Here is a 21,772-nt window from a genome sequence, read left to right on the forward strand (position 1 = left end):
GTTTAGTCCTGAATGAGTCTTCTGTGATAATTGATTTGCCCCAGATGATAATTAAAGTGCCCGTATAAATGAATCAGGAAAAATTCATTGGTATTGGCCCCTCCCTGGTATTCTTCCGTATGGTTGGCAGCTAAAATTTCAGGGCTTATACTGCCTAAAACCTCAGCGATCATTTTCCTTGTATCGTCAATCTGGCGGGTGAGCTGCTCTCTCGGAACATCTTTATCCGAAAATTCCAGGGGTCTGTCACGCACATAATCCGTCCCGCCGATCTGGGCACCGATATAATGATTGAGGTTTCCCATCAGGTGAAGACACAGGTTTCCGGCCGAATTTTTAATTTCATTTTTGATCAGCCAGAGTGACGATTCATCCGGATACGCTTCCAGCTCGTCTCTCAGTCTTTTCAGATCACGTTCATAAAGGGTCTTTAATGATTCAATCATATTTTCAGAGCTTGATTTGCATTTTTATATATTCCATTCCTCTTTCATTGTAGGTAAATACCTCAGAGCTTTCTTTCATCCCGAATTTCTTATAAAACGGGGCGGCCGTAAGCCTGGCATCACAGTTCAAAGTCTTTATTCCCATTCTCCTGGCTTCGTCGATCAGGAAGTTCAGCAGCCTGGCCCCGTAGCCTTTCCCCTGGAAATCCTTTTCCGTGGCAAACTTCCTGAACCTGGCTTCATCGCCTTTAGCAAACAGGGAGATAACAGAGATCAGCGTGTCATTTTCGAACAATCCGAAATGAATGCCCTCTTCGTCATTGTCGATTTTAACAAATTCGATATCCTTGTCCGGCCACATCACCCTTTGCCTGACGGGCCATGTTTCCGGTGCTTTTATCTCACGAATGCTGATCCGATACATAACTCTGAATTCCTAAATTTTTATACATTCCTGCGATCCTGTGGGCGTGTTCATCATAAGCGGCTTCGAATAACTCCACAGCCCTTTCTGCTCCCACTACTGCCCCGGCACTCAATACCTTTGGCGGCCGGCCCGCTTGAGTGAGAAGATTAGCCGTTTCGGCTTTGATACTGTTGATGATCATACAAGAGCCCACTGTTGAACCCGGAGCCACAGGAGTGTCCAGCCCTTCTATCCTGATCATGGCATCACCCACCGGGGCTCCTGAATCCAGCACCAAGTCACAGAAATCCTGGAGTTTCAAACCGTCTACCCTTTTGCTGGTACTGACCTCTGAATGACTTTTTGAGATAATTCCCACTGTCTTAATACCGTTTTTCCTGAAGATCTCTGCCATCTCAATCGGCACCACGTTACATCCGGACGAAGAAATCACCAAAGCCGTATCAACCGGTGAAAGGTCAAAATTCCGCAGGATTTTCTCCGCAAAACCCGGCACATTCTCAAGAAACATGGCCTGACGCTGTCCGTTGGCTCCCACGACCAGGTTGTGAAAAGTAAGGGATAGTTCAACAATAGGATTAAAACCGGGGAAAGAACCATAACGCGGCCACATTTCCTCGACCATAATGCGGCTGTGTCCGCTGCCGAAAACATGCACCATCCGGCCGGCGAGTATTGACTCTGCAAACCATTCAGCCGCCTTGGCTATGTTGACTTCCTGGGCAGCTACGGTTCTGATCAGCTCACTGCATTTTTCAAGATATTGAGAGGTATATGACATTTTATAAAGATTGGGCCCGAAGGCTTTTTTTGATTAACTGATTTTATTTAAAGCAAATCCTGCTGCCCCGATAGCCCCCGCCAGGTCTCCGAACTGGGCCTGCCTGATCAAAGTGGTTTTTCCGGCCGGCCTGAATTCATACAGATCGAGGAATCTCATCAAAGGCTCATACAGGTCTTTATCCGCAAGGGTGATTCCTCCGGCCAGTACGATGATTTCAGGAGAAAGCAGATTGATCAGGGAGCTCAGAGCCACCGCCAGTTTCCTCACAGAATCCAGCCACAGCCAGGTGGCATAATGATCCCCTTTGCGATAGGCCCCGACAAGATCGAGTGTACTTTCATATTGTCCTCTGGACCGCCTTTTAATGGAATAATTGCCAATGGCATACTCCAGGCTTCCGGGTATCCCAAGAATACTTTCTTCATCATCCCCCGTGTTGAGCGAGATATGACCAAGATGCCCCGCCATTTGTGATAAGCCCTGGTGCAGCTCCCCGTTCAGCATGATGCCTCCACCGACGCCGGTACCCAAAGTAAGCAGTAAAGCATTTTTGTAGTCTTTGGCCGATCCGAAACGGGCCTCAGCCATCAGGGCCGCGTGAGCATCATTAATGACATAGGTTTTCTGCCCAAAATAAGCTCCCCAGTTAAAGTTCTCCAGCCCATGCAGCCGGTTGGGCAGGTGGGCAATACAGGCGTTGTCCTGGTCCGGCAAGCCGGGGGCAGACAAGCCGATCACTTCCACAGGCTCATCCGTGAGAGCACGGAGATAGGATACCATTTCAAGCACATTTTTTCGCCAGAGGCCCTCCTGATCATCCCGGGTTGAAATATAATGCTGCTGCATAATTTCTCCGCCTTCCCTGATCAGGATGCCTTTGACTACCGTACCGCCAAGGTCAATACCAATGGCTGTTTTCATATATTTAAGGTTGAATAAAAGATACAACAATTATTTATGTGAGTCCGTGCCTTGAGGCACAGACCTACCGGAGTTGTCCTTCGGACACCTCCCATCCCCCGTCGACATACAGGGTTTGCCCGGTGGTAAACCCCGAAGCGTCGGACATAAAAAACACCGCCGCCGCATCCAGGTCCTCCGGCCTGCCTATTCTTCCGCCATCCAGGGGTTGTTTGGTTTTGATAAAATCCATGATCTTTTCGTCTCCCGCAGCTCTTAGTGACATCGGCGTTTCGACCAAAGCCGGGGCCAGTAAATTAACCCTGATGTTATCTCCGGCATAATAGGCCGCAATTGACTTCGTAAATCCTGTCACCGCCGACTTTGCCGCAGCATAGGCATGGGTCACAAAAAACTGCGGCGAAGGCGAAAATCCCAGCACAGAGCCCATGTTCAGGATCGTCCCTCCCTTGCCCAATTCCAGGAATTTCCTGACAGCAGCCTGGTTGGAAAGCATGAGACTGGTGAGGTTCATTTCCATTGTTTTATTCCATCCTTCAAGGGTAAGTTCATGCAAAGGCCCGTCACCGAATTTCCTCCCGCTTCCTCCGGCCACATGATACAAGCCGTCAAAACTCCCGAATTTTTCCAGGCACAAGGCTATCGCTTTTTCGGCCGTTTCAGGATCCGAAGCATCCCCGGCAAAGGCTGCTGAACTGTTTCTCAATTCTGCTTCTGCCTGTTTACAACTCTCCGGATTCCTTCCTACCACCACTACTTTTGCCTGCTGGCGAACGAATGCCCTGGCAGCAGAAAGACCCAGCCCTGTGGTGCCACCGATAATGACTATTGATTTATTGGAGAGCATTATTGCAAAAAAAGTATTTGAGAAACTTTATTTATTATATTATTTACAGATAGAATTACAAATTTCTTATTTTTGAACCTATCAATCCACCAATGGGAACGAAATTACCAATACTATTTTGATATTATCATGATAAAAAAAGCTATTTTTCAAAAGTTGCCTCTTTCTTATGGTTCCTCGTTTCTGACGGAAAGGTTTGAGAGCCCCCATTTTGAAACCCCGTGGCACTATCATAAGGAATTTGAAATTGTATTGAGCGAAAAAGGCTTCGGAAAGAAGTTTGTAGGCAACCATGTCTCTGATTATCAGGAAGGTGACCTGGCACTGATCGGCAGTAACCTTCCGCATTGGTACCGGGCAGACGACTCCTTCTATCAGCCCAACCCTGCCCTGAAACCTGCCTCAGTGGTGATTCATTTCCTGGAAGATTCGCTTGGTCCGGGCTTTTTTAACCTGTCTGAGATGACCGAAATTAACAAGCTGATGAACCGCTCTTTGTTCGGCCTGGAGTTCTTTGGGGATACCCGCCAGCAAATCACGGCCTTAATTTACAGGATGCTGGAAGCCGACAAGGTTGGCCGCCTGATCGGATTGATAGAAATACTCAACCTGATGTCACATTCCAAAGAATACAGGATACTCTCAGGCATGGGCATGACGGGCAGCAGTCTTAAAGACACCGACCGGATGAACATTGTCTTTGATTATGTTTTCAAAAAATTCAGGTCTGATATCAATCTCTCAGAGATAGCCTCACTTACCAGGCTGACCGAACCGGCTTTTTGCCGCTATTTTAAAGCACGTACCCAGAAAACCTTTGTAGACTTTGTCAATGAGATCCGCATCGGACATGCCTGTAAACTGCTGATGGAAACTGAAATGAATATCCTGGAAATATGCTATGAATCAGGATTCAAGAACCTGTCAAATTTCAACCGTCAGTTCCGGAAGTTTATGGATACCAATCCCAAGGAATACAGGAAAGGAGTGCTTGAACTGGAGTAAATCCTGAAAGTTTTTAAATGTTATTCAGCAGCCCGCCAAGATACTGCGGATAAATAAACAGCAAAATCGCACTCAGGCTAAAAAGCGTCAGTATCAGTAACAAATGCAGAGGAATTCCCGCCAGGTTATGGGTTTTGTACCTGCTTTTGACCACGGCGATGTACGGAATTTTCAGATAATAGTAAATAGACACCGCTGTGTTGATCAACCCGAAAGCCAGCACTGTAAAATAGAAAGGCGAAGAACCTGAAGTAAGCGAATCGGCCACCGAACTGAATATCAGCAACTTGGCCGTAAACCCGATCGTCGGCGGCAAACCTGTCAGGGCCACCATCAGGATAATCGCGTTGATCCCTAAAATAACGCTGTGCTGACCAAGCCCTTTAAAGTCTTCAATAAGATAAGAGCCCGCCTGTTTCTTGAAAACATCCAGCAGGAAGAACGCCCCCATCGTAACCGGCAAATAAGCAGCCGCATAAAAATAGGCCGAGTAAAAATCATCAAAACCTGCTTTCAATAAACCGATCAGCATAAATCCGGCATGGGCAATGCCCGAATAACCCAGCATCCTTTTCGCGTCTTTTTGCCAGAGGGCAGAGAAATTACCGACAAATAAGGAAACGATAATAATGACCGAAAGAATGACCGTAAAATCAGCATGTAAAGCTTCAATAAACCTGGCCATCAACAGCAAGGCCGCTACTTTCGGAGCATATGACAAAAATGAAATGATAGGTGCGGGTGTGGCCTCATACACATCAGGAGCCCAGATATGGAACGGAGCTGCTGCCATTTTAAACAAAATACCTCCTAAAACCAGAAAACAGATGGACTGCACAGCCCAGTCTGCATTAAAATGGATGGAATGAAGGAACAAAGGATCCAGGAAATTAAGGGTATGCGAAATACCATAAAACAAGGAAATACCGTACAGCATGAGGGCGGAACTCGTGGCCCCGAAAATCAGGTATTTTATACCTGCCTCAAAATTCTCCTTCTTTTTATTTAAACTCACCAGAAGATAAGAAGCGATAGAAACCAATTCAATACCAATATAAATACCCATAAAATGGGTCGTCATCGTCATGATAGCCATACCCAGCACAGCCGTAAAGATCAGGATGAAATACTCTCCGTCATACCGGTATCTGAACGCCACACCGTGAAGCAGAAACAGAAATACCGACAACTGGATAAGGTACCTGAAACTCATGCCTCCTTTGTCAAGCAGCAGGATGTCTCCAAAAGCATGAAACGCATCCCCTTTTTCAAAAAGGGCCTCGTAATGGCTGTGGCTAAAACTGTAGTATAAAATAACAAGGGCAAACGAATAGAAATAGAAGCGTTTGAATTTCGGCTTTTCGGGCGTCTTTTTCGTAAAAGAGACAATTCCGGTCAACAGCAGAATACCCGCAATGAGGATGACCTCAGGCAGAATCAACCTTGTACTTTCTATTATTTCCTGTAAGTGTTTATTCATTAAGGTCGGGTCAAAAATTCCTGTACGGTCTGGTTAGATATGTCAAAAATCAGGTTGGGGAATATACCGAATAAAAACGCCAACACACCCAGCACGGTCAGCATCAGCATTTCTCTCCTGTCCAGGTCCACAATTTTATCTTTTTCTAACTTTTCGCTGATATAATATTCTCCAAAAAACATCTTCTGGAAAGTCCACAATAAATATACTGCCGATAAAACAATCCCTAAAACCCCCAGAACCGGCATCCACTTCGGCATCAGGTCCGACTGGAATGCTCCCAGTAAACTGAAGAACTCTCCGATAAAACCGGACAGCGTAGGAAGGCCCAGGGAGCCAAAAAAGGCCACCGAAACAGCTACCGTAAAGAAAGGCATTTTTTTAGCCAGACCTCTGTAGTTGGCAATCTCACGGTTGTGGGTCTGATCGTAGATCACCCCGGCACATAAAAACAGCATCGCTGATAAAATACCGTGACTGAACATCTGGTAAACAGCCCCGTTGATCCCTTCGGCGTTAAGGGCAGAAATACCCAGAAGCACAAAACCCATATGAGAAACAGAAGAATAAGCGATCAGTTTTTTAAGGTCTGTCTGAGCCAGGGCATTCAAAGCCCCGTAAATGACAGACAGTACTCCTGCTCCAGCCACCCAGACTGTAAAATCAGGTGCTATATCCGGGAAAAAACCATACCCGATCCTGATCAATCCATAACCCCCGATTTTAAGCAATACGCCGGCCAGGATAACAGAGATCGCGGTCGGGGCCTCCACGTGGGCATCCGGCAACCAGGTATGAAACGGCACCATCGGGAGTTTGATCCCGAAACCGATAAATAACAAAACAAACATCAGCTCCCTGGCAGGAATTCCCATCAGTTTCCAGGGACTGTCTATGCTCAGAAACGAGTTCTTAATAATATTTGTGGTATCTTTCAACTGCCTGAAATCAAAGGTGTGCACCGTTTTTCCATACTCTTTGCTGAAGAAAATATCGGTATATGACATGCCTACGGCAATCATCACAATCAGGATCAGAACAGAACCGACCAGGGTGTAAATGATGAACTTCAAAGAAGCATATTCCCTGTTTTCGCCTCCCCATATCCCGATCAGGAAATACATCGGCAGCAGCATGAACTCGAAAAACAGGAAGAAAAGAAAAAGATCAAGAGCCACAAAACAACCCATCACTGAGCTGCACAAAAGCAGGAAAAGGCTGTAATAGGCTTTGGGTCTCCTGACAATTGAAAATGACGAGATGCCACCGATCAGCAGGATAATAGCTGATAAAATGACCATAGGGAGGTTAATACCATCCAAACCCAGCACATAATCTATAGAAATCACCCCGCTTTTGCCGATATCCAGCCTGATCCACTCATAATGTTCAAGAAACTGATAAGACGGTTCTGTTTTGTTGAATGACCCGTAAAGCGTGAGGGCGTTGATCAGGTTCAGGACGTTACAAATCAGGTTTATCCACTTAAAAGATGCTTTGTATACATCAGGCAGCAACAGGATGATACCCGCACCCACCAGTGGCAGAAAGATTAAGGAAGTAAGTAGCCCTGAATTCATAGTATCAAAACAAAAATGTCTTTAAGATTAATATACATATCACCAATGCTATCATCAACACCAGGTAAAACTGAATTTGCCCGCCCTGCATTTTCCTGCCATAGTGACCCGACTTGCGGGCATATTCTGAGACGCCGTTCACAAAATTATCTATCAGCAACCGCTCTGCCTTTTCAGAAATCCCTGAAATAAACATCAGTCCCCGGGCAAGTATTTTTGTGATACCGTCAATATACGTACTGTCTGCGTAATGCACCACACCGGGCAATCCCTTCTTAAAGGAAGCCGCCGGTTCGGGTTCGGTAGTATTCAGTTTACCCGTGAACACAGGCCGGATATAATTGAAATAAAAATAGTCGAGATAAAAGTGATTGAGTCCGATCTTCCTCAGCCATGAATCAGATTTCTGTGCATCACTGTTGACATAAAAATTCCTGATCTCATTTTGCGTGATGAAAAAAGAAGCGATCATGCTGGCCAGGGAAACCCCAAGTACAGTGTAAGGTATCCAGGCGGCATGAGACTCGGTCTGACCGAAAATTTTGATGAACCACACATCTGAAAAAGTAAACGGACTTGCCGAAAACACAAACCAGAGCGAAGCCAGGCTCATGGCGAGCACCGAGATTTCGAACACCCCGAGTTTTTGCAGGAAATTGATGATCTTTTCATCTCCCTGGGCGTCATCATCTGCGGTCAGCAAATCATGAAAGGATTTTTTCACCCCTTCCAGCCCGCTCAGAATATCATGATAAGTCTCTTCGATCGGATTACCCTGACGATTGAGAAATACCATCACAAACTGCCGCATGATATAATAGGCCGTCATCACCGAACTGATCAGCAACAACACCGGAATGATCAGGTAGTAAGAAAAATGATGGGCCTCAGCATAGGCATAAGCCGAAATCAGCAGAGCGTCTTTTGACAAAAAACCGGAGAACAAAGGAATCCCGGCCAGAGAAGCCGCACATATGGCATAACCATAAAACACCACTTCCATTTCGTCCTGCAGATTTCCCATTTTCCTCATGTCCTGCTGATGATGAAGATGGTGAATAACCGCCCCTGCACTAAGAAACAAACCTGCCTTAAAAAAGGCGTGTGTAGTGAGATGAAAAAGCGAAGCTCCTACAGCCCCCACGCCTATCCCGGCAATCATAAAACCCAGCTGAGAGATCGTCGAATAGGCGAGGACCTTCTTAATATCGTATTGAAAAATGGCGGAATAAGCCGCCAGAATACTCGTAAAACTCCCTACAATGGCAATCACAAAACCCGCATCGTGGCTGAGGATCGGAGACACCCTGGCCAATAAAAATACCCCTGCCGCCACCATCGTAGCCGCATGTATCAGGGCTGAAGCGGGCGTGGGGCCTTCCATCGCGTCAGGCAACCATACCTGTAAAGGAAACTGTGCAGACTTGGCCACTGCACCGCAAAACATCAGGATCCCGGCCGCAGTGAGCAATTGCCCGGCACTCCATGACCCAAATGTATTCAAATGAAAAACTCCTGTGGAAACACCCGCAAACCTATCTCTCAACTCCATAAAATTAAAGGTTTTGAAAAGATAGAAAACGAGAAATATACCGATCAGCAAACCCGCATCACCTATCCTGTTGATCAGAAAGGCTTTTAACGATGCATTGGCCGGAGCTGATTTTTCGTACCAGAAACCGATCAGGAGATAAGAACAAAAACCGACGAGCTCCCAGAAAAAATACAATTGCATCAGGTTACCGGCAATAATCACCCCCAGCATAGAGAGGATGAACAGATTGAGATACGCGTAATACCTTGAAATCGCCGGGTCTTTAGCCAGGTATTTGGTAGAAAAAAGCTGTACAAAAAAAGCAATGATCTGAACCAGGAAATACATGAAGGTAGTCTGGTCATTGAGAAGAATATCAAACGAAACAACGGTATCACCCAGATTGATCCAGGGTATCTCAATACCCCTTTCTGAGGTGACGTTCATGATGAGGCTCAATGAAAACAACACCCCTAACACATTGATCACCAATGAAAGCCATCCTGCAAATTGACTCAAAATATAAGATTTGAAGCCAAACAAGATCAAAAAGCCCAAAAGGTAGAAAAACAGGTTAAGAAAAATAATGTTTTGTGCCGACATCCTTTCCGGATTAGTTTACATTCTATATTTTAATTTACAAATCTACAACTTCATGACAAATAAACACCATAAGTTTTGAAAAAGCCGCGGCCCTTATAACCTTTTTAAAGCCAGTCCGGCCACCGTTTTACCAATTGCCAGCGACGAAGTTGCCGCCGGTGACGGGGCATTACAAACATTGATAGCCTGCTTATTTTCAATGATTGAAAAGTCGTCTAACAGCCCCCCTTCAATGTCACAGGACTGGGCCCTCACCCCGGCATTTCCCGGCACCAGGTCTTCTTTCCTGATTTCGGGAATAAGTTCCTGTAAGGCCGTCGTAAAGGCAGACTTGGAAAATGATCTGTAAAACTCACCCATCCCTGTTTTCCAGTATTTGGCCGCTACCTTTCTGAATCCCGGCCAGGCCAGGGTTTCTCCAAATTCTCCGAGACTGATATCCGATTTCTTGTACCCTTCCCTTCTGAAAGCCAGCACCGCATTAGGGCCTGCCTCAATGCCTCCACCGATCATCCGGGTAAAGTGGACTCCTAAAAAAGGAAAATTAGGATCCGGCACAGGATAGATAAGGTGTTTTACCAGGTAATGTTTTTCAGGTTTCAATTCGTAATATTCCCCTCTGAACGGAATGATCTGCAGTTTGATTTTCTCCGACTCTGTCATCTGAGCCACTTTGTCGGAGTACAACCCGGCACAGTTAACCACCAGCGTGGCATCGTAACTTCCTTTGTCGGTGACCACCGTCGAAACGCCGTTTAACTCAGATATAGAGCTTACCTTCTCTCCCAGCCTTAGTTCTCCTCCCAGCTCCTTTATCTTCTGAGCATATTTTTCCGAAACCTGTTTATAGTCAATAATCCCGGTCTGCGGCACTTTAATGCCTTCAATCCCGGCTACATGCGGCTCAATCTCCTTCATTTGACCGGCAGACAGTTTCTCTAATCCTGTCAGCCCGTTTTCAATACCTCTTTTATATAACCCTTCCAGAATCGGCAGTTGCTCTTTTTGAGTAGCCACCACGATTTTTCCGCATAATTCATAAGGAATTTCTTCTTTTTCACAGAAATCGATCAGCATATGATAGCCAGAAATACAATTGGTGGCTTTGAGGCTTCCCGGCTTGTAATACAACCCGGAATGGATCACCCCGCTGTTATGTCCCGTCTGATGAGCAGCCAGTTGATTTTCTTTCTCAATGATCACCAGCCTGAGTCCGGGTTTTTGCTGCTTCAGGTTCAAAGCAGTGGCCAACCCGACAATCCCGCCACCAATAACTACCACATCGTATTTCATCTTCTGACTTTTTTATTCCCCTCAATAATTAAGTTTTATAATAATTTTTGGGTTTTTCAATTGCTAATCTTATTTTTGTACAAATTTATAGACATACTCGTTAAATGAAAAAAAATAACATCATTATATTATTGACCCTGGTTACCCTTGGTCTTGCTTCATGTAGTTATCAAAATAATAACAAGATTGAGCAGAAGGACGTTAAAGCCGGAAGCGAGTGGGTTTATGGTGTACATCCTGATTCTACAGCACGTCAGTTAAAAGTACAATATACTCCAAATCCTGAACTCGAAAAACGTACCAACGCCATTCGTCAGAAATTATATGGTATTTGATACAACTTCAGTATCCAAAGGGGCTTAATTTTTTAATTCACCTTATTGTACAGCAATTTGTCAGGTAGTTATAACTTCTTGGCTGATTGCTTTTTAATTTTAATCCAAATTGTAAAATGAAAATCGCTTTAGTTACCGGATCTGCAGGTTTGATTGGAAGTGAGTCCGTTGCTTTTTTATCAGAAAAATTTGACTTGGTTATCGGAATAGATAACGATCTGCGGCAGTATTTTTTTGGCCCTGAAGCTTCCACCGACTGGAACAAAATCAGAATTGAAGACGCTTACAAAAATTACAGGCACTACAAAGCCGATATCAGGTCAGAAGAAGAAATATCAAAGATCTTCGCTGAATATGGTACCGACATCAGCCTGGTAGTTCATACCGCGGCACAGCCAAGCCACGACTGGGCCGCCCGTGAGCCTTTTACTGACTTTACCGTGAATGCCAACGGCACGCTGGTAATGCTTGAGATGACCAGAAAGTATTGCCCTGAGGCTGTCTTTATATTTACTTCTACCAACAAGGTTTACGGAGACAATCCTAATTACCTTCCTCTGGTTGAAAAAGAAACCCGCTGGGAGATTGCTGAAGACCACGCTTATTTTGCCCACGGAATTGATGAGCAGATGAGCATTGACCACACCAAACACTCTGTTTTTGGGGCTTCGAAAGTAGCCGCTGACGTGCTGGTGCAGGAATACGGAAGATATTTCGGCATGAAAACCGGGGTATTCAGAGGTGGCTGTCTGACAGGACCTAACCACTCGGGAGCTCAGCTTCACGGCTTCCTGGCGTACCTGATGAAATGTGCCATCACCAAAAACCAGTACACCATATTCGGTTACAATGGCAAGCAGGTGAGAGACAATATCCACTCGTGGGACCTTGTCAACATGTTCTGGCATTTCTACCAGGACCCTAAAGCCGGTGAAGTGTATAACGCCGGAGGCGGCAGGTTCTCCAATGTTTCTATGATTGAAGGGATTGCCCTTTGTGAGGAGATCACAGGTAATAAGATGAACTACAGCTATTCAGAAACCAACAGGATAGGTGACCACATCTGGTACATTTCAGACCTTTCTAAATTCAAAGCCCATTATCCCGGATGGGATTGGAAATATGACCTTAAAACCACGCTTGTTCAGATGTATGATAACATCAGCAGGAGGGTTTAAATCAAAAAAGCTGTTCCGGACCGGAACAGCTTTTTTTATGCCTTTCAGAATCAATCCTTACAACCCGTTGTAATAAGTCACCAAAGCTCCGATCTGTTCATCTTTCTTAAAATCCGTTTTATTGGTTTTTATAAAAGCTTCCACTTCTGCCGCTTTATCTGCCATAGCTCCGGTAATTGATTTTTTGTCTTTCTTAATTCTCTCATAGGTTCCGTCCTTTTTCAAAAGAAAGTATTTGACACTTTCCGAAAAAGTTTTTGTAGCCGTGGCAGAGTTAAAAGCCTTGGTTTCCATAACGGTTTTGGCTGTCTTTTTTAACACCCTCAGCTTATCTCCTTCATTCAGGACTTCAAAGAAAGGCACACCGCTATACTCTTTGATTTCAGAAAATCTCCTGAAATTCCTGTTGCCGTTATCTCCGTAGAGGGTAAATGAAGTGATAAAGTTCACAAACTCCATCTCGTCTCCTTTTTCGCTTTTGAAAGTAACCTTGTCGTCTACCACATCATATTTTAATTCAAGGTTCTTACTCGTTACTCCCTTATCAGAACTTGCTTCTCCTTTAGACCAGTTTTCCAACAAGAATGGAAAGCCATCAACTTCAACGTATTTATTCGTACGGATAGGCCGGCCCGCCACATCATTCATAAACTGAGCCTGTACCACCGGATGATCAGCCAGCAGGATAAATAAAAATACAAACAAAGGTTTAACTAAACGTTTCATAAATCTGAATATAATTATAGTTGAATTTGCAGCAATATAACGTATAAATACATACCATAGTGCCGCATTAATGATTAAAAAAACAGAAAACTTAACACATACCGGGAATCCCGAAAAACGGCCTTGTATACACTTCAAGAGCACTTACAAAGTATTATAATAGGTAAACAGCTTTCCAAGATCCTCCTCTTTTCTGAAATCAGTTTTGTTTGTCTTCAGATAGAGCTCCATTTCAGCAGTCTTATCGGCCAAAGCGGCCATAATTGCACCCTTATCTTTTTTGATTCTCACATAAGAACCGTCATTTTTCAGGAGATAATACTTTATTGTCTGCGAAAAACTTTTCGTGGTAGTAGCAGAACCGTAAGCTTTATTATACATGACAGACCTGATGGCTTTCTTTAACAAGATGAGCTTTTCTCCCTCATTCAGTACTTCAAAAAAAGGAATCCCCTGGTATTCGGTAATATCAGCAAATCTTCTGAAATTCCTTTTTCCTTCATCAGAAAACAGTGTAAAAGAAACAATAAGGTCCACAAAGTCCATTTCAACTCCCTGCTCTCCTTTAAATAAAATGCGGTCCTCTACTACATCATATTTAAGCTCGTTACTTTTATCTGTTATGCCGTCGTTCGATTTTACATCACCCTTTAGCCAGTTGTCAAACAAATAGGGAGAGCCGTCTACATTGATATATTTATTCTCTTTGATCGGCCTGCCCAAACCATCTTTCAGAAACTGCCCGTTTACCTGGCAGACCTGAACAAGCAGGCAAAATATTATAAGTGATGCTTTTTTCATTTATGTAAGGTTAAAAGGTTGATATATGACTGATGTGTATGAGCCCGGATTGACAACGTTGTATACGCATTCTAATTTACATCTGAAAATCGGAAAAATAAAATTACTGAAAAGAATCAGGAGTACAGAGCCACATAAAATGAAAAAGCCCGGTCTGAAAAATTCAGCCCGGGCTTTTCTTTAAACCGGATGATTAATAGCCAGGGTTCTGAGAAATGTTTGGATTCGCATTTCTTTCAGTCTGAGGTATTGGCCCGATTCTGAAATTATTGCTGTAAGGAACATTTCTTAGTTTATAATTACCTCCCACCCTTACGATATCTCTTTTAAGACGGGTAAGATCAAAGTATCTGTCACCTTCAAAAGCAAGTTCTTTTCTGCGTTCAAGAATGATGTCTTCGATCAACTGGGCACCTGTAGAAGCATTCACCTGGGCTTTGTCTCTCTGAGCTGTCAAAGCATTCAGATATTTAAGAGCATCTGCTTCGTTGTTAGAACGGGCAGCAGATTCAGCAGCAATCAGGTACACTTCAGAAATACGAAGTACTTTCTTGTCGTCCCTGTCACCGGCTACGTTCTGATATTTGTTCACAATTAGAGCAGGGTTTTCAGCCTGAGCTCTTGCTCCTACCACCACAAGTCCTTTTCTCACGTCTGTAGCAGTATACAATTTGTACAATTCTTCATTCACCAACAGGTCGCCATATCCGGCCTGGTTGTAGATGTATCCTAATTCATCAGTACCTGCGTTCAAGGTAGCATCAGCTGAAACTTCAAATAAGGTTTCGGTTTTCACCGTAGCGGCGTTTGAAGCCGGTGAAGCCCAGTAAGCCAACACTTTGTCAGACGTCAGCAAAGTAAACCCGCTGTTATCGATCACGTCTTTCGAAAAAGTAAGTGCCGCAGCATAATCTCCTTTGTAGAAATTTACTTTCGCCGCCAAAGCACGGGCAGCGTATTTAGAGAATCTCGCAGAACCGTTATAAACCGTCTGAAGCGTGTAAGCCTTATCCAGATCGGCAAGAATCTGGGTGTACACTTCAGCCACCGTATTACGGGCAGGCTTCAGGGTAGGATCATATTTCAAAACCAACGGAACACCTTCACCTTCAGACTTCGCAAAACTGCGGACCAGGTTAAAGTAAAGCAAGGCCCTTACGGCATACGCTTCACCTTTAAGCTGATTAACGTTGGCGTTTTCAGGCAAAGTAGAGTTAATAATGTTATTAGCTCTCAGAATCGCGGTGTAGGCATTGTTCCAGAAACCTTCATAGTCAGCACTTGCCGTAGTGATCACATACTGATCAAAGGCAAAGTACCTTCCTGAGTTTCTGGAAGAAATAAATACGTTGTCAGCACCTAAGTCACCGATTACAGGAATGGTGCGTCCGAAAAGGTTGGCACTTCTCAACTGAGCGTAAGTACCTCTCAAAGCTACCAGAAGGTCGGCTTCAGTAGCTACAGCCGCCTCATTGGACACCTGCGTGTAAGGTTGCAATTCAAGGAAAGAATCTTTACATGAAGAAAAGAAACTTGCAACGAGAATTCCGGTTAATATTAATTTATTATTTAATCTTTTCATGATTTTTCTTTTGGAGATGATGAATTAAAACCCTATTTGTAAACCACCAGTAACGGTTTTAGGAATGTAAATATCTAAGTTAGTTGAACTGTTGATAGCAGTTTCAGGGTCATAAGGAAGATTTTTATCTTTCACCCATGTCCAGATGTTACTACCTCTTACATACAATTTCACGTTAGATAATTTAGCTTTCGAAACCCATTTAGATGGAATGGTATACCCAAGGCTGATATCTCTCAAACGGATGAAGTCGCCTTCATAAAGGTACCTCGACGAAAAAGAGTTGGAAGCAGAAGCACCACCATAAACATACTTGGGAACATTGGTGATATCGCCAGGTTTCTGCCATCTTGCCAGCTGACTTGCCACTCTGTTGAATGTAGAGTTATACCCGTCACTCTGAGTATAGTTGGCCCATGCATCACGAACCATGTTACCGAAGTTATAGTAGAACAAGAAATCAAGACTCAAACCTTTGAAAGAGAAAGTCGATCCAAAGCTACCAAACGCTTTAGGGGTGGCAGAACCGTGAATCACCTGCTTGGCAGAGTTGTAGGTCTCGGTAATTTCACCGTTTGAACCTTCCACGTACCATTGAGGGGCACCGGTCTGAGGGTTCACACCAGCCCACTCTCTCACCCAGAATGACTGATAGTCTTTTCCGACTCTTCTGATGAACGCACCATCAACCTGGTCTGCATCATTAACTAATGAAAGAATTTTGTTTTTGTTCAGCGATATATTGAAGCTGGCTTCCCATGTAAAGTCACCGATTTCAAGCGGGGTACCTGTCAATGTAACCTCAACACCTTTGTTTTCCAATGAACCTACGTTGTTTTTGAAAGATGTAAAACCTGAGGTTCTTGAAAGAGGCTCATTTAACAACAAGTTGGTCGTTAATCTCTTATACCACTCAAGGGTTACGTTCAAACGCTTATTGAACAATGAAGCATCCACTCCGATATCAAAAGGTTTGTTGGTTTCCCATGTCAGGTTAATGTTACCTACAGCATCAGGACCACTACCGGTAGAACCAAGGTAGTTATAAGCAGCACCATAAGCATACGTAGGCTGCCAGTCATAGTTACCGATCGCCGCGTTACCGTTAACACCGTATGATGCACGTAGTTTCAAGGCATTTAACCAGGTCAGTTCTTTCAGGAACTCTTCTTTGTCAATGTTCCATGCACCACCCACAGACCAGAAATTACCGAATCTGTTATTGATACCGAATCTTGAAGAACCGTCTCTACGGAAACTACCAGAAGCAATGTATTTGTTTTTAACAGAGAAATTGGCAATAGCCAGGGCTGATGCGAAAGTATAATCACTGTTAGAACCGATGGCTGAGTTATAAACAGAACCGGCAGAAGGCACTGTGATGTTCAGGTTACCCGGAAGACCGTAAGCTACAGAGTTTTGGAAAAACTGCATAGATTTCTGAGCTTCATAACCGGCTGTTACGTTTAACACGTAATCATCATCATCTTTAACATCCCATACATACTCAGCAAGGTTAGTCCACACCCAGTTGAAATAACGGGTGTATAATCTTGAAGAACGTCCGGCGTCATTTCTTCCATCGCCATAGAACGGGTTATTATAAACATCTTCTTCATAGTTATTGTAGTCAATACCTACTTTAGTCGAAAGTTTCAGATCTTTCAGCAACTGATATTCAGCAGCTACAGTAGCCAGACCTTTCAAACCAGTGGTTTTTCTTTTATCCATTTTGGCAATTGCCACAGGATTATAAAGTCCACCGGCAGGGAAATCAGGTCCCGTAATGTTTGGTGTACCGTCTGCATTTTTAACCGCATAGGAAGGCAAAAGGAAATAAGTAGCCAATACAGGGTTAGCAAAAAGACCACCTGTACCAGGGCCTTTCTGTCCGGTTGCAGAAATCATCAGGTTGGTCTTGAAGGTCAGTTTATCAGTAGCCTTGTTTGAAAGGTTAACATTACCTGTATAACGATCAAACTGTGACTCAAGCACCGTGCCTTGCTGTTTGAAATAGCCGCCTGAAAGATAGAATTGCGTTTTTTCATTTCCACCACTTGCTGACAGGTTGTATTGTTGCTGGCTACCGGTTCTGGTCACTTCTTTCAGCCAGTCTGTATCCACACCTGTGTTGGTTCTGAAGTTCTGGTCAACAAGGGCCAGAGCTGCAGTCAAATCAGCCGCCTGCTTTGAGTTCACTAAACCTTCTGCAGTCAGTTCTCTCCATTCAGCCGTATTCAAAGGCCTGTTGGCATCACTCAGGTAACCTACGCTTGAAGCACCCACTTCCGTGTCAAAACGGAACTGAGTCTTGCCTGATTTACCTTTTTTGGTCGTGATCAGGATAACCCCGTTGGCAGCACGTGAACCATATATAGAAGAAGAAGCCGCATCTTTCAACACAGAGATGCTTTCGATGTCATTTGGGTTTAAACCCGCCAGAGCATTGGCCGTAGTAGTGTTCCTGGTCAGGTCACCGGAGTTGATCGGCACACCATCCACTACATACAAAGGATCTGAACCGGCTGTCATTGAGCCGATACCACGGATCCTGATATTCTGAACCGAACCAGGTTGTCCTGAACCACCGGTAGACTGCAAACCTGCAATTCTACCCTGAAGAGCTTTATCAACAGACGTAAAAGGGGTATTTTCAATTTCTTCACCCTTTACTGTTGAAATAGAACCTGTTTTTTTAATCGGAGAAGTGGTTCCATAACCAATAACGATTGCTTCCGCCAACTCCTGGGCACTCTCGTCTAACTGAAGATTGATCACAGTCTGGCTTCCCACAGCAAGTTCCTTGGTCACAAAACCTATGAAACTAAAAACCAATGTGTTTTTTGATTCTACTCCATCAAATTTATAAGAACCATTCACATCAGTTGTTGTACCCCTCGAGGTACCCTTAACAGACACACTGACACCGGGAAGAGGAGACCCGTCAACCGAGGACGTTACTTTACCGGTGATGCTTTTTACTTGGGCCCAGGAATCCAGACACAATAAAAAGCTAATCGCTACTAAAAGTAGTCTAGCTTTCATCATAATAGAAGTTTTTTTTTAGTTTATTGACAATTCATTTTCTTTACCAATTTAACAGGTTTGATAACAGATCACAAAAGCAGTAAATTAAAATTAGATTAAAATACATTTATAATCATATTTTTTATATAAAAAGTATAATTATAGCAAATAAAATTGCCGTTAAATAAAAAAGTTATTTGATTTTGGTTGTAATGGAAATGTTAATTTTTCATAAATTAAATTTCTGGATAAATACAATTTACTCACTGGTTTTCATGATCCTGAAAACTAATAAAATACTTTTGGCAACACCAATTTATATTTGGAAATTTGCAATATGAAATTAAGCGTAGTCATTCCTGCATATAATGAAGAGGAATCAATTCCGGAAACGATCAAATCACTGTATCAGACTTTAACCAAGTATAAAATTGATCACGAGATTTGGGTCACCAACGATAACTCAAAAGACAATACACTGGCTGTATTAACTGGATTAAAAAATGAAGTACCTACACTGAACTTCGAGACCAATACCGGGCCTAACGGCTTCGGATATGCGGTAAGATATGGACTGGAAAGATTTTCTGGTGACTGTGTGGCTGTTTTTATGGCCGACCTTTCTGACGACCCGGAAGATCTTGTCCGATATTATCAGACCATGGTAGAAACCAATGCGGATGCGGTATTTGGCAGCCGGTGGATAAAAGGCGGCAAGGTTATTGATTACCCGGTTCATAAAAAGATCATCAACAGGGTGGCTAATTTTATTGTTAAGGTCATGATGGGGATCAAATATAATGATACAACCAATGCCTTTAAACTTTACAAAAGAGAGACCATAGAAGGCATCAAACCTTTCATGTCCCCTCATTTTAATCTGACCATAGAGCTCCCTTTGAAGGCCATCGTAAGAGGATATTCCTACAAAGTGGTGCCGAATAGCTGGACCAACCGGAAATACGGCGAATCCAAACTGAAAATAAAGGAAATGGGCAGTCGTTATTTCTTTATCCTGTTGTACTGTTTTATCGAAAAATCCTTCTCCAGAGGTGATTATATGAAAAAGTAAATGTTCTTTTGGTACAAATTACGTTGATCGATTAAAGAATTTAAATATGCAGTTTCTATTTCCCGGAATTTTGTGGGGGCTTCTGGCGGTGAGTATCCCTCTTATTGTTCACTTATTCAATTTCCGGAAAACCAGGAAGATATTTTTCTCCAACGTATCATTTCTGAAAACTGTTGAAACCCAGACTTCTTCATTCAGGAAATTAAAACATCTGCTGATTCTCGCCGCAAGGATGTTGTTTATTACCTGTCTTGTCCTTGCTTTTGCCCAGCCGTTTATCCATAATCCGTCTATCAATGCCGCTCAGAACAAAGGCATTAACAGCATGTACCTGGACAACTCTCTCAGCATGCAAAACACCACACAAAACAAAAGATTCCTGGACCTGGCCGTCATTAAAATAGATGAACTGCTTTCAGTTTTTAAAACCTCCTCCAACATACAGCTCATTACCAATGATTTCACGGGGGATGAACAGTTTACGGTCAATGCCTCCAAAATAAAAGACCGTCTCACTACCCTCGACTTTGCCACTACGCCGCGTTCTTACGAGCAGATTTACAAAAGGCAAAAGAGCCTGGCTCAGAAACACAGTCATAATGAGGGAAATAACTTTTTCTGGTTTTCTGACTTTCAGAAAAGCACAGGTGGTGATCTTAAAAATATCCAGTTTGATTCTCTTAACAGAATTTTCGTAGTGCCCGTACAGGGCAATGCCTCCAAGAATGTCTTTGTTGATTCCGTCTGGCTGGCCTCCCCGATGATCCGGGAAATGCAGAATAACATCCTGCAGGTCAAAGTTTTCAATTCAGGAGATAAGGCCGTTGAAAAACTGCCCCTCAAACTTTTCATAGACGACACCCAGTCTTCGACCTCTTCTGTCAATATACCTGCCAACAGCTCTGCCACGGCCTCATTCAATTTCACCGTCAGAGACAAAGGATACCGCAAAGGCAAAATCACTTTTGACGATCAGCCCATTGTGTTTGATAATGAATACTATTTTGTACTGAACGCCTCACCTTCGTTAAACATCCTGCATCTGTTTCAGCAAAAAAGCCCTGCTGACTACATTGGCAAAATGTATCATAACGACAGCTTGTTCAATTACAAGACATTCAGCATCACCAACGTGGACCCGGGTCAGTTTCAAAATGCAGACCTGATCCTGCTCGAAGGAATCAACTCGCTGGAAGGAAGTATCAAAGCCGGTATAGAGAAGTTCATTGCTGAAGGCGGCAGCGTATTCATCAGCCCTTCAGAAACGCCCGATGTCGCGAATCTGAATGTTTTTCTGAGTCAATATGGCATTCAGAATTTCACTTTCAATAAAAATGTAGTCACGCCACAGGGTTTTGTTGATATCGCCGAACCGGACAAGTCTTCTCCTTTTTATTCAGACGTGTTTGAAAGAAGCAATTCCAATGGGGTCATTAACCTGCCCAAGGCATTTCCGGAGGTCAGCTGGTCGGGCATAGGACAAAAATTATTGAATTTTAAAAACGGACAGCCTTTCCTGAGCCAGACTTCTATAGGCAACGGTTATGTTTACCTGATGGCCTCACCACTGACAGGGACCTATGGCAATTTTGCAGAACATGCTTTTTTCGTACCGACCATGTTTAAAATTGCAGCCATGAGCAGCAAGTCTGAACGCATAGCCTACAATTTCAGTGAAAAAGACATCAGTTTCTTCATGCCCAATGCTCCGAAAAACGCTAACTACAAACTTAAAAGCGGTGATTTTGAGATCATTCCTATCCAAAGACTAAACGGTAAGGTATTGTACCTTGAACTTCCCAACTCGGCCGAACTGAGCGACAACCAGGTGCTGAAGTCCGGTTATTTCGACTTACAGATCAATGGAAAAACTGAAAAAATCATCGCCCTGAATCATGATAACGAAGAATCTAAAATGGACACTTATTCTCCTGAAGAGCTAAAAAATATCTTCGCCGGACAGAAGAACGTGACGGTTTATGATAACCTGCTGGATGGTGATTTTATTGATACTTTCAGAGAAAACACAGCCGGAAAATCCCTTTGGAAGTACTTCCTGATTGCCGCACTGGCGTTTCTGCTTACAGAGATCCTGTTGATCCGTTTTTTTAAAGGGTAATTTTTGCCTGCC

18 protein-coding genes are annotated in these 21,772 nt (G+C 43.6%); 5 read left to right on the forward strand and 13 right to left on the reverse strand.

Annotation, left to right across the window (positions count from 1 at the left end; all coding sequences use genetic code 11):
* Nucleotides 1-2: 2 nt before the first annotated feature.
* The 5 genes from GVN16_RS14405 to GVN16_RS14425 all read right to left on the reverse strand — a co-directional run bounded on the left by GVN16_RS14405 (nt 3) and on the right by GVN16_RS14425 (nt 3,425).
* Entirely contained in the window at nt 3-446 is a 444-nt protein-coding gene (locus GVN16_RS14405) for a DUF1572 family protein (protein ID WP_166564601.1), read from the reverse strand.
* Nucleotides 447-450: 4 nt separating this feature from the next.
* Nucleotides 451-870 carry a GNAT family N-acetyltransferase gene (locus GVN16_RS14410; RefSeq protein ID WP_166564602.1) on the reverse strand — a complete coding sequence of 140 codons (420 nt, stop codon included), beginning with the start codon at nt 868-870 and terminating at the stop codon, nt 451-453.
* Nucleotides 848-1,654, reverse strand: a complete 807-nt coding sequence (locus GVN16_RS14415) for a sugar isomerase domain-containing protein (protein WP_166564603.1) — start codon at nt 1,652-1,654, stop codon at nt 848-850. Before GVN16_RS14415 ends, GVN16_RS14410 begins: the two co-directional genes overlap by 23 nt.
* A 33-nt stretch (nt 1,655-1,687) precedes the next feature.
* A complete protein-coding gene (locus GVN16_RS14420) occupies nt 1,688-2,578 on the reverse strand; it encodes an ROK family protein (protein WP_166564604.1) in 891 nt (296 codons plus the stop codon).
* Between the two features lie 64 nt (nt 2,579-2,642).
* Nucleotides 2,643-3,425: an SDR family NAD(P)-dependent oxidoreductase gene (locus GVN16_RS14425; protein ID WP_205748865.1), complete on the reverse strand. Its 783-nt coding sequence runs from the start codon at nt 3,423-3,425 to the stop codon at nt 2,643-2,645.
* A gap of 129 nt (nt 3,426-3,554) precedes the next feature.
* Here GVN16_RS14425 and GVN16_RS14430 point away from each other — a divergent pair, with 129 nt between their 5' ends.
* Nucleotides 3,555-4,430: an AraC family transcriptional regulator gene (locus tag GVN16_RS14430; RefSeq protein ID WP_166564605.1), complete on the forward strand. Its 876-nt coding sequence runs from the start codon at nt 3,555-3,557 to the stop codon at nt 4,428-4,430.
* Between the two features lie 13 nt (nt 4,431-4,443).
* Here GVN16_RS14430 and GVN16_RS14435 read toward each other — a convergent pair whose 3' ends face one another.
* The 4 genes from GVN16_RS14435 to lhgO all read right to left on the reverse strand — a co-directional run bounded on the left by GVN16_RS14435 (nt 4,444) and on the right by lhgO (nt 10,920).
* Nucleotides 4,444-5,910 (reverse strand): NADH-quinone oxidoreductase subunit N, encoded by a 1,467-nt coding sequence (locus GVN16_RS14435; RefSeq protein WP_166564606.1) that lies wholly within the window; start codon nt 5,908-5,910, stop codon nt 4,444-4,446.
* A complete protein-coding gene (locus GVN16_RS14440; RefSeq protein ID WP_166564607.1) occupies nt 5,910-7,490 on the reverse strand; it encodes a NuoM family protein in 1,581 nt (526 codons plus the stop codon). The genes GVN16_RS14435 and GVN16_RS14440 overlap by 1 nt, the downstream gene beginning before the upstream one ends.
* Nucleotides 7,491-7,494: 4 nt before the next feature.
* Entirely contained in the window at nt 7,495-9,627 is a 2,133-nt protein-coding gene (locus GVN16_RS14445) for an NADH-quinone oxidoreductase subunit L (RefSeq protein WP_166564608.1), read from the reverse strand.
* A 93-nt stretch (nt 9,628-9,720) separates the two neighbouring features.
* Nucleotides 9,721-10,920 carry an L-2-hydroxyglutarate oxidase gene (gene lhgO, locus GVN16_RS14450; RefSeq protein ID WP_166564609.1) on the reverse strand — a complete coding sequence of 400 codons (1,200 nt, stop codon included), beginning with the start codon at nt 10,918-10,920 and terminating at the stop codon, nt 9,721-9,723.
* Nucleotides 10,921-11,024: 104 nt separating this feature from the next.
* Between lhgO and GVN16_RS14455 the strand changes: the two genes are divergently transcribed.
* Together GVN16_RS14455 and GVN16_RS14460 are read left to right on the forward strand one after the other, a co-directional pair.
* Entirely contained in the window at nt 11,025-11,255 is a 231-nt protein-coding gene (locus GVN16_RS14455) for a hypothetical protein (protein ID WP_166564610.1), read from the forward strand.
* A 116-nt stretch (nt 11,256-11,371) separates the two neighbouring features.
* A complete protein-coding gene (locus GVN16_RS14460) occupies nt 11,372-12,433 on the forward strand; it encodes an NAD-dependent epimerase/dehydratase family protein (protein WP_166564611.1) in 1,062 nt (353 codons plus the stop codon).
* Between the two features lie 57 nt (nt 12,434-12,490).
* Here GVN16_RS14460 and GVN16_RS14465 read toward each other — a convergent pair whose 3' ends face one another.
* From GVN16_RS14465 to GVN16_RS14480, 4 genes are all read right to left on the reverse strand, one after another.
* Nucleotides 12,491-13,159, reverse strand: coding sequence for a hypothetical protein (locus GVN16_RS14465; RefSeq protein ID WP_166564612.1), 669 nt, complete (start codon nt 13,157-13,159; stop codon nt 12,491-12,493).
* A 144-nt stretch (nt 13,160-13,303) separates the two neighbouring features.
* Nucleotides 13,304-13,960 carry a hypothetical protein gene (locus tag GVN16_RS14470; RefSeq protein WP_166564613.1) on the reverse strand — a complete coding sequence of 219 codons (657 nt, stop codon included), beginning with the start codon at nt 13,958-13,960 and terminating at the stop codon, nt 13,304-13,306.
* A gap of 193 nt (nt 13,961-14,153) precedes the next feature.
* Nucleotides 14,154-15,542, reverse strand: coding sequence for a RagB/SusD family nutrient uptake outer membrane protein (locus GVN16_RS14475; protein ID WP_166564614.1), 1,389 nt, complete (start codon nt 15,540-15,542; stop codon nt 14,154-14,156).
* Between the two features lie 24 nt (nt 15,543-15,566).
* A complete protein-coding gene (locus GVN16_RS14480) occupies nt 15,567-18,590 on the reverse strand; it encodes a TonB-dependent receptor (RefSeq protein WP_166564615.1) in 3,024 nt (1,007 codons plus the stop codon).
* 316 nt (nt 18,591-18,906) lie between these two features.
* Between GVN16_RS14480 and GVN16_RS14485 the strand changes: the two genes are divergently transcribed.
* Nucleotides 18,907-19,641: a glycosyltransferase family 2 protein gene (locus GVN16_RS14485; protein WP_166564616.1), complete on the forward strand. Its 735-nt coding sequence runs from the start codon at nt 18,907-18,909 to the stop codon at nt 19,639-19,641.
* Nucleotides 19,642-19,687: 46 nt separating this feature from the next.
* Nucleotides 19,688-21,760, forward strand: coding sequence for a BatA domain-containing protein (locus tag GVN16_RS14490; RefSeq protein ID WP_166564617.1), 2,073 nt, complete (start codon nt 19,688-19,690; stop codon nt 21,758-21,760).
* The last annotated feature ends 12 nt before the right edge of the window (nt 21,761-21,772 follow it).

The sequence above is a fragment of the Emticicia sp. CRIBPO genome, assembly GCF_009905725.1.
Lineage (GTDB): Bacteria > Bacteroidota > Bacteroidia > Cytophagales > Spirosomataceae > Leadbetterella.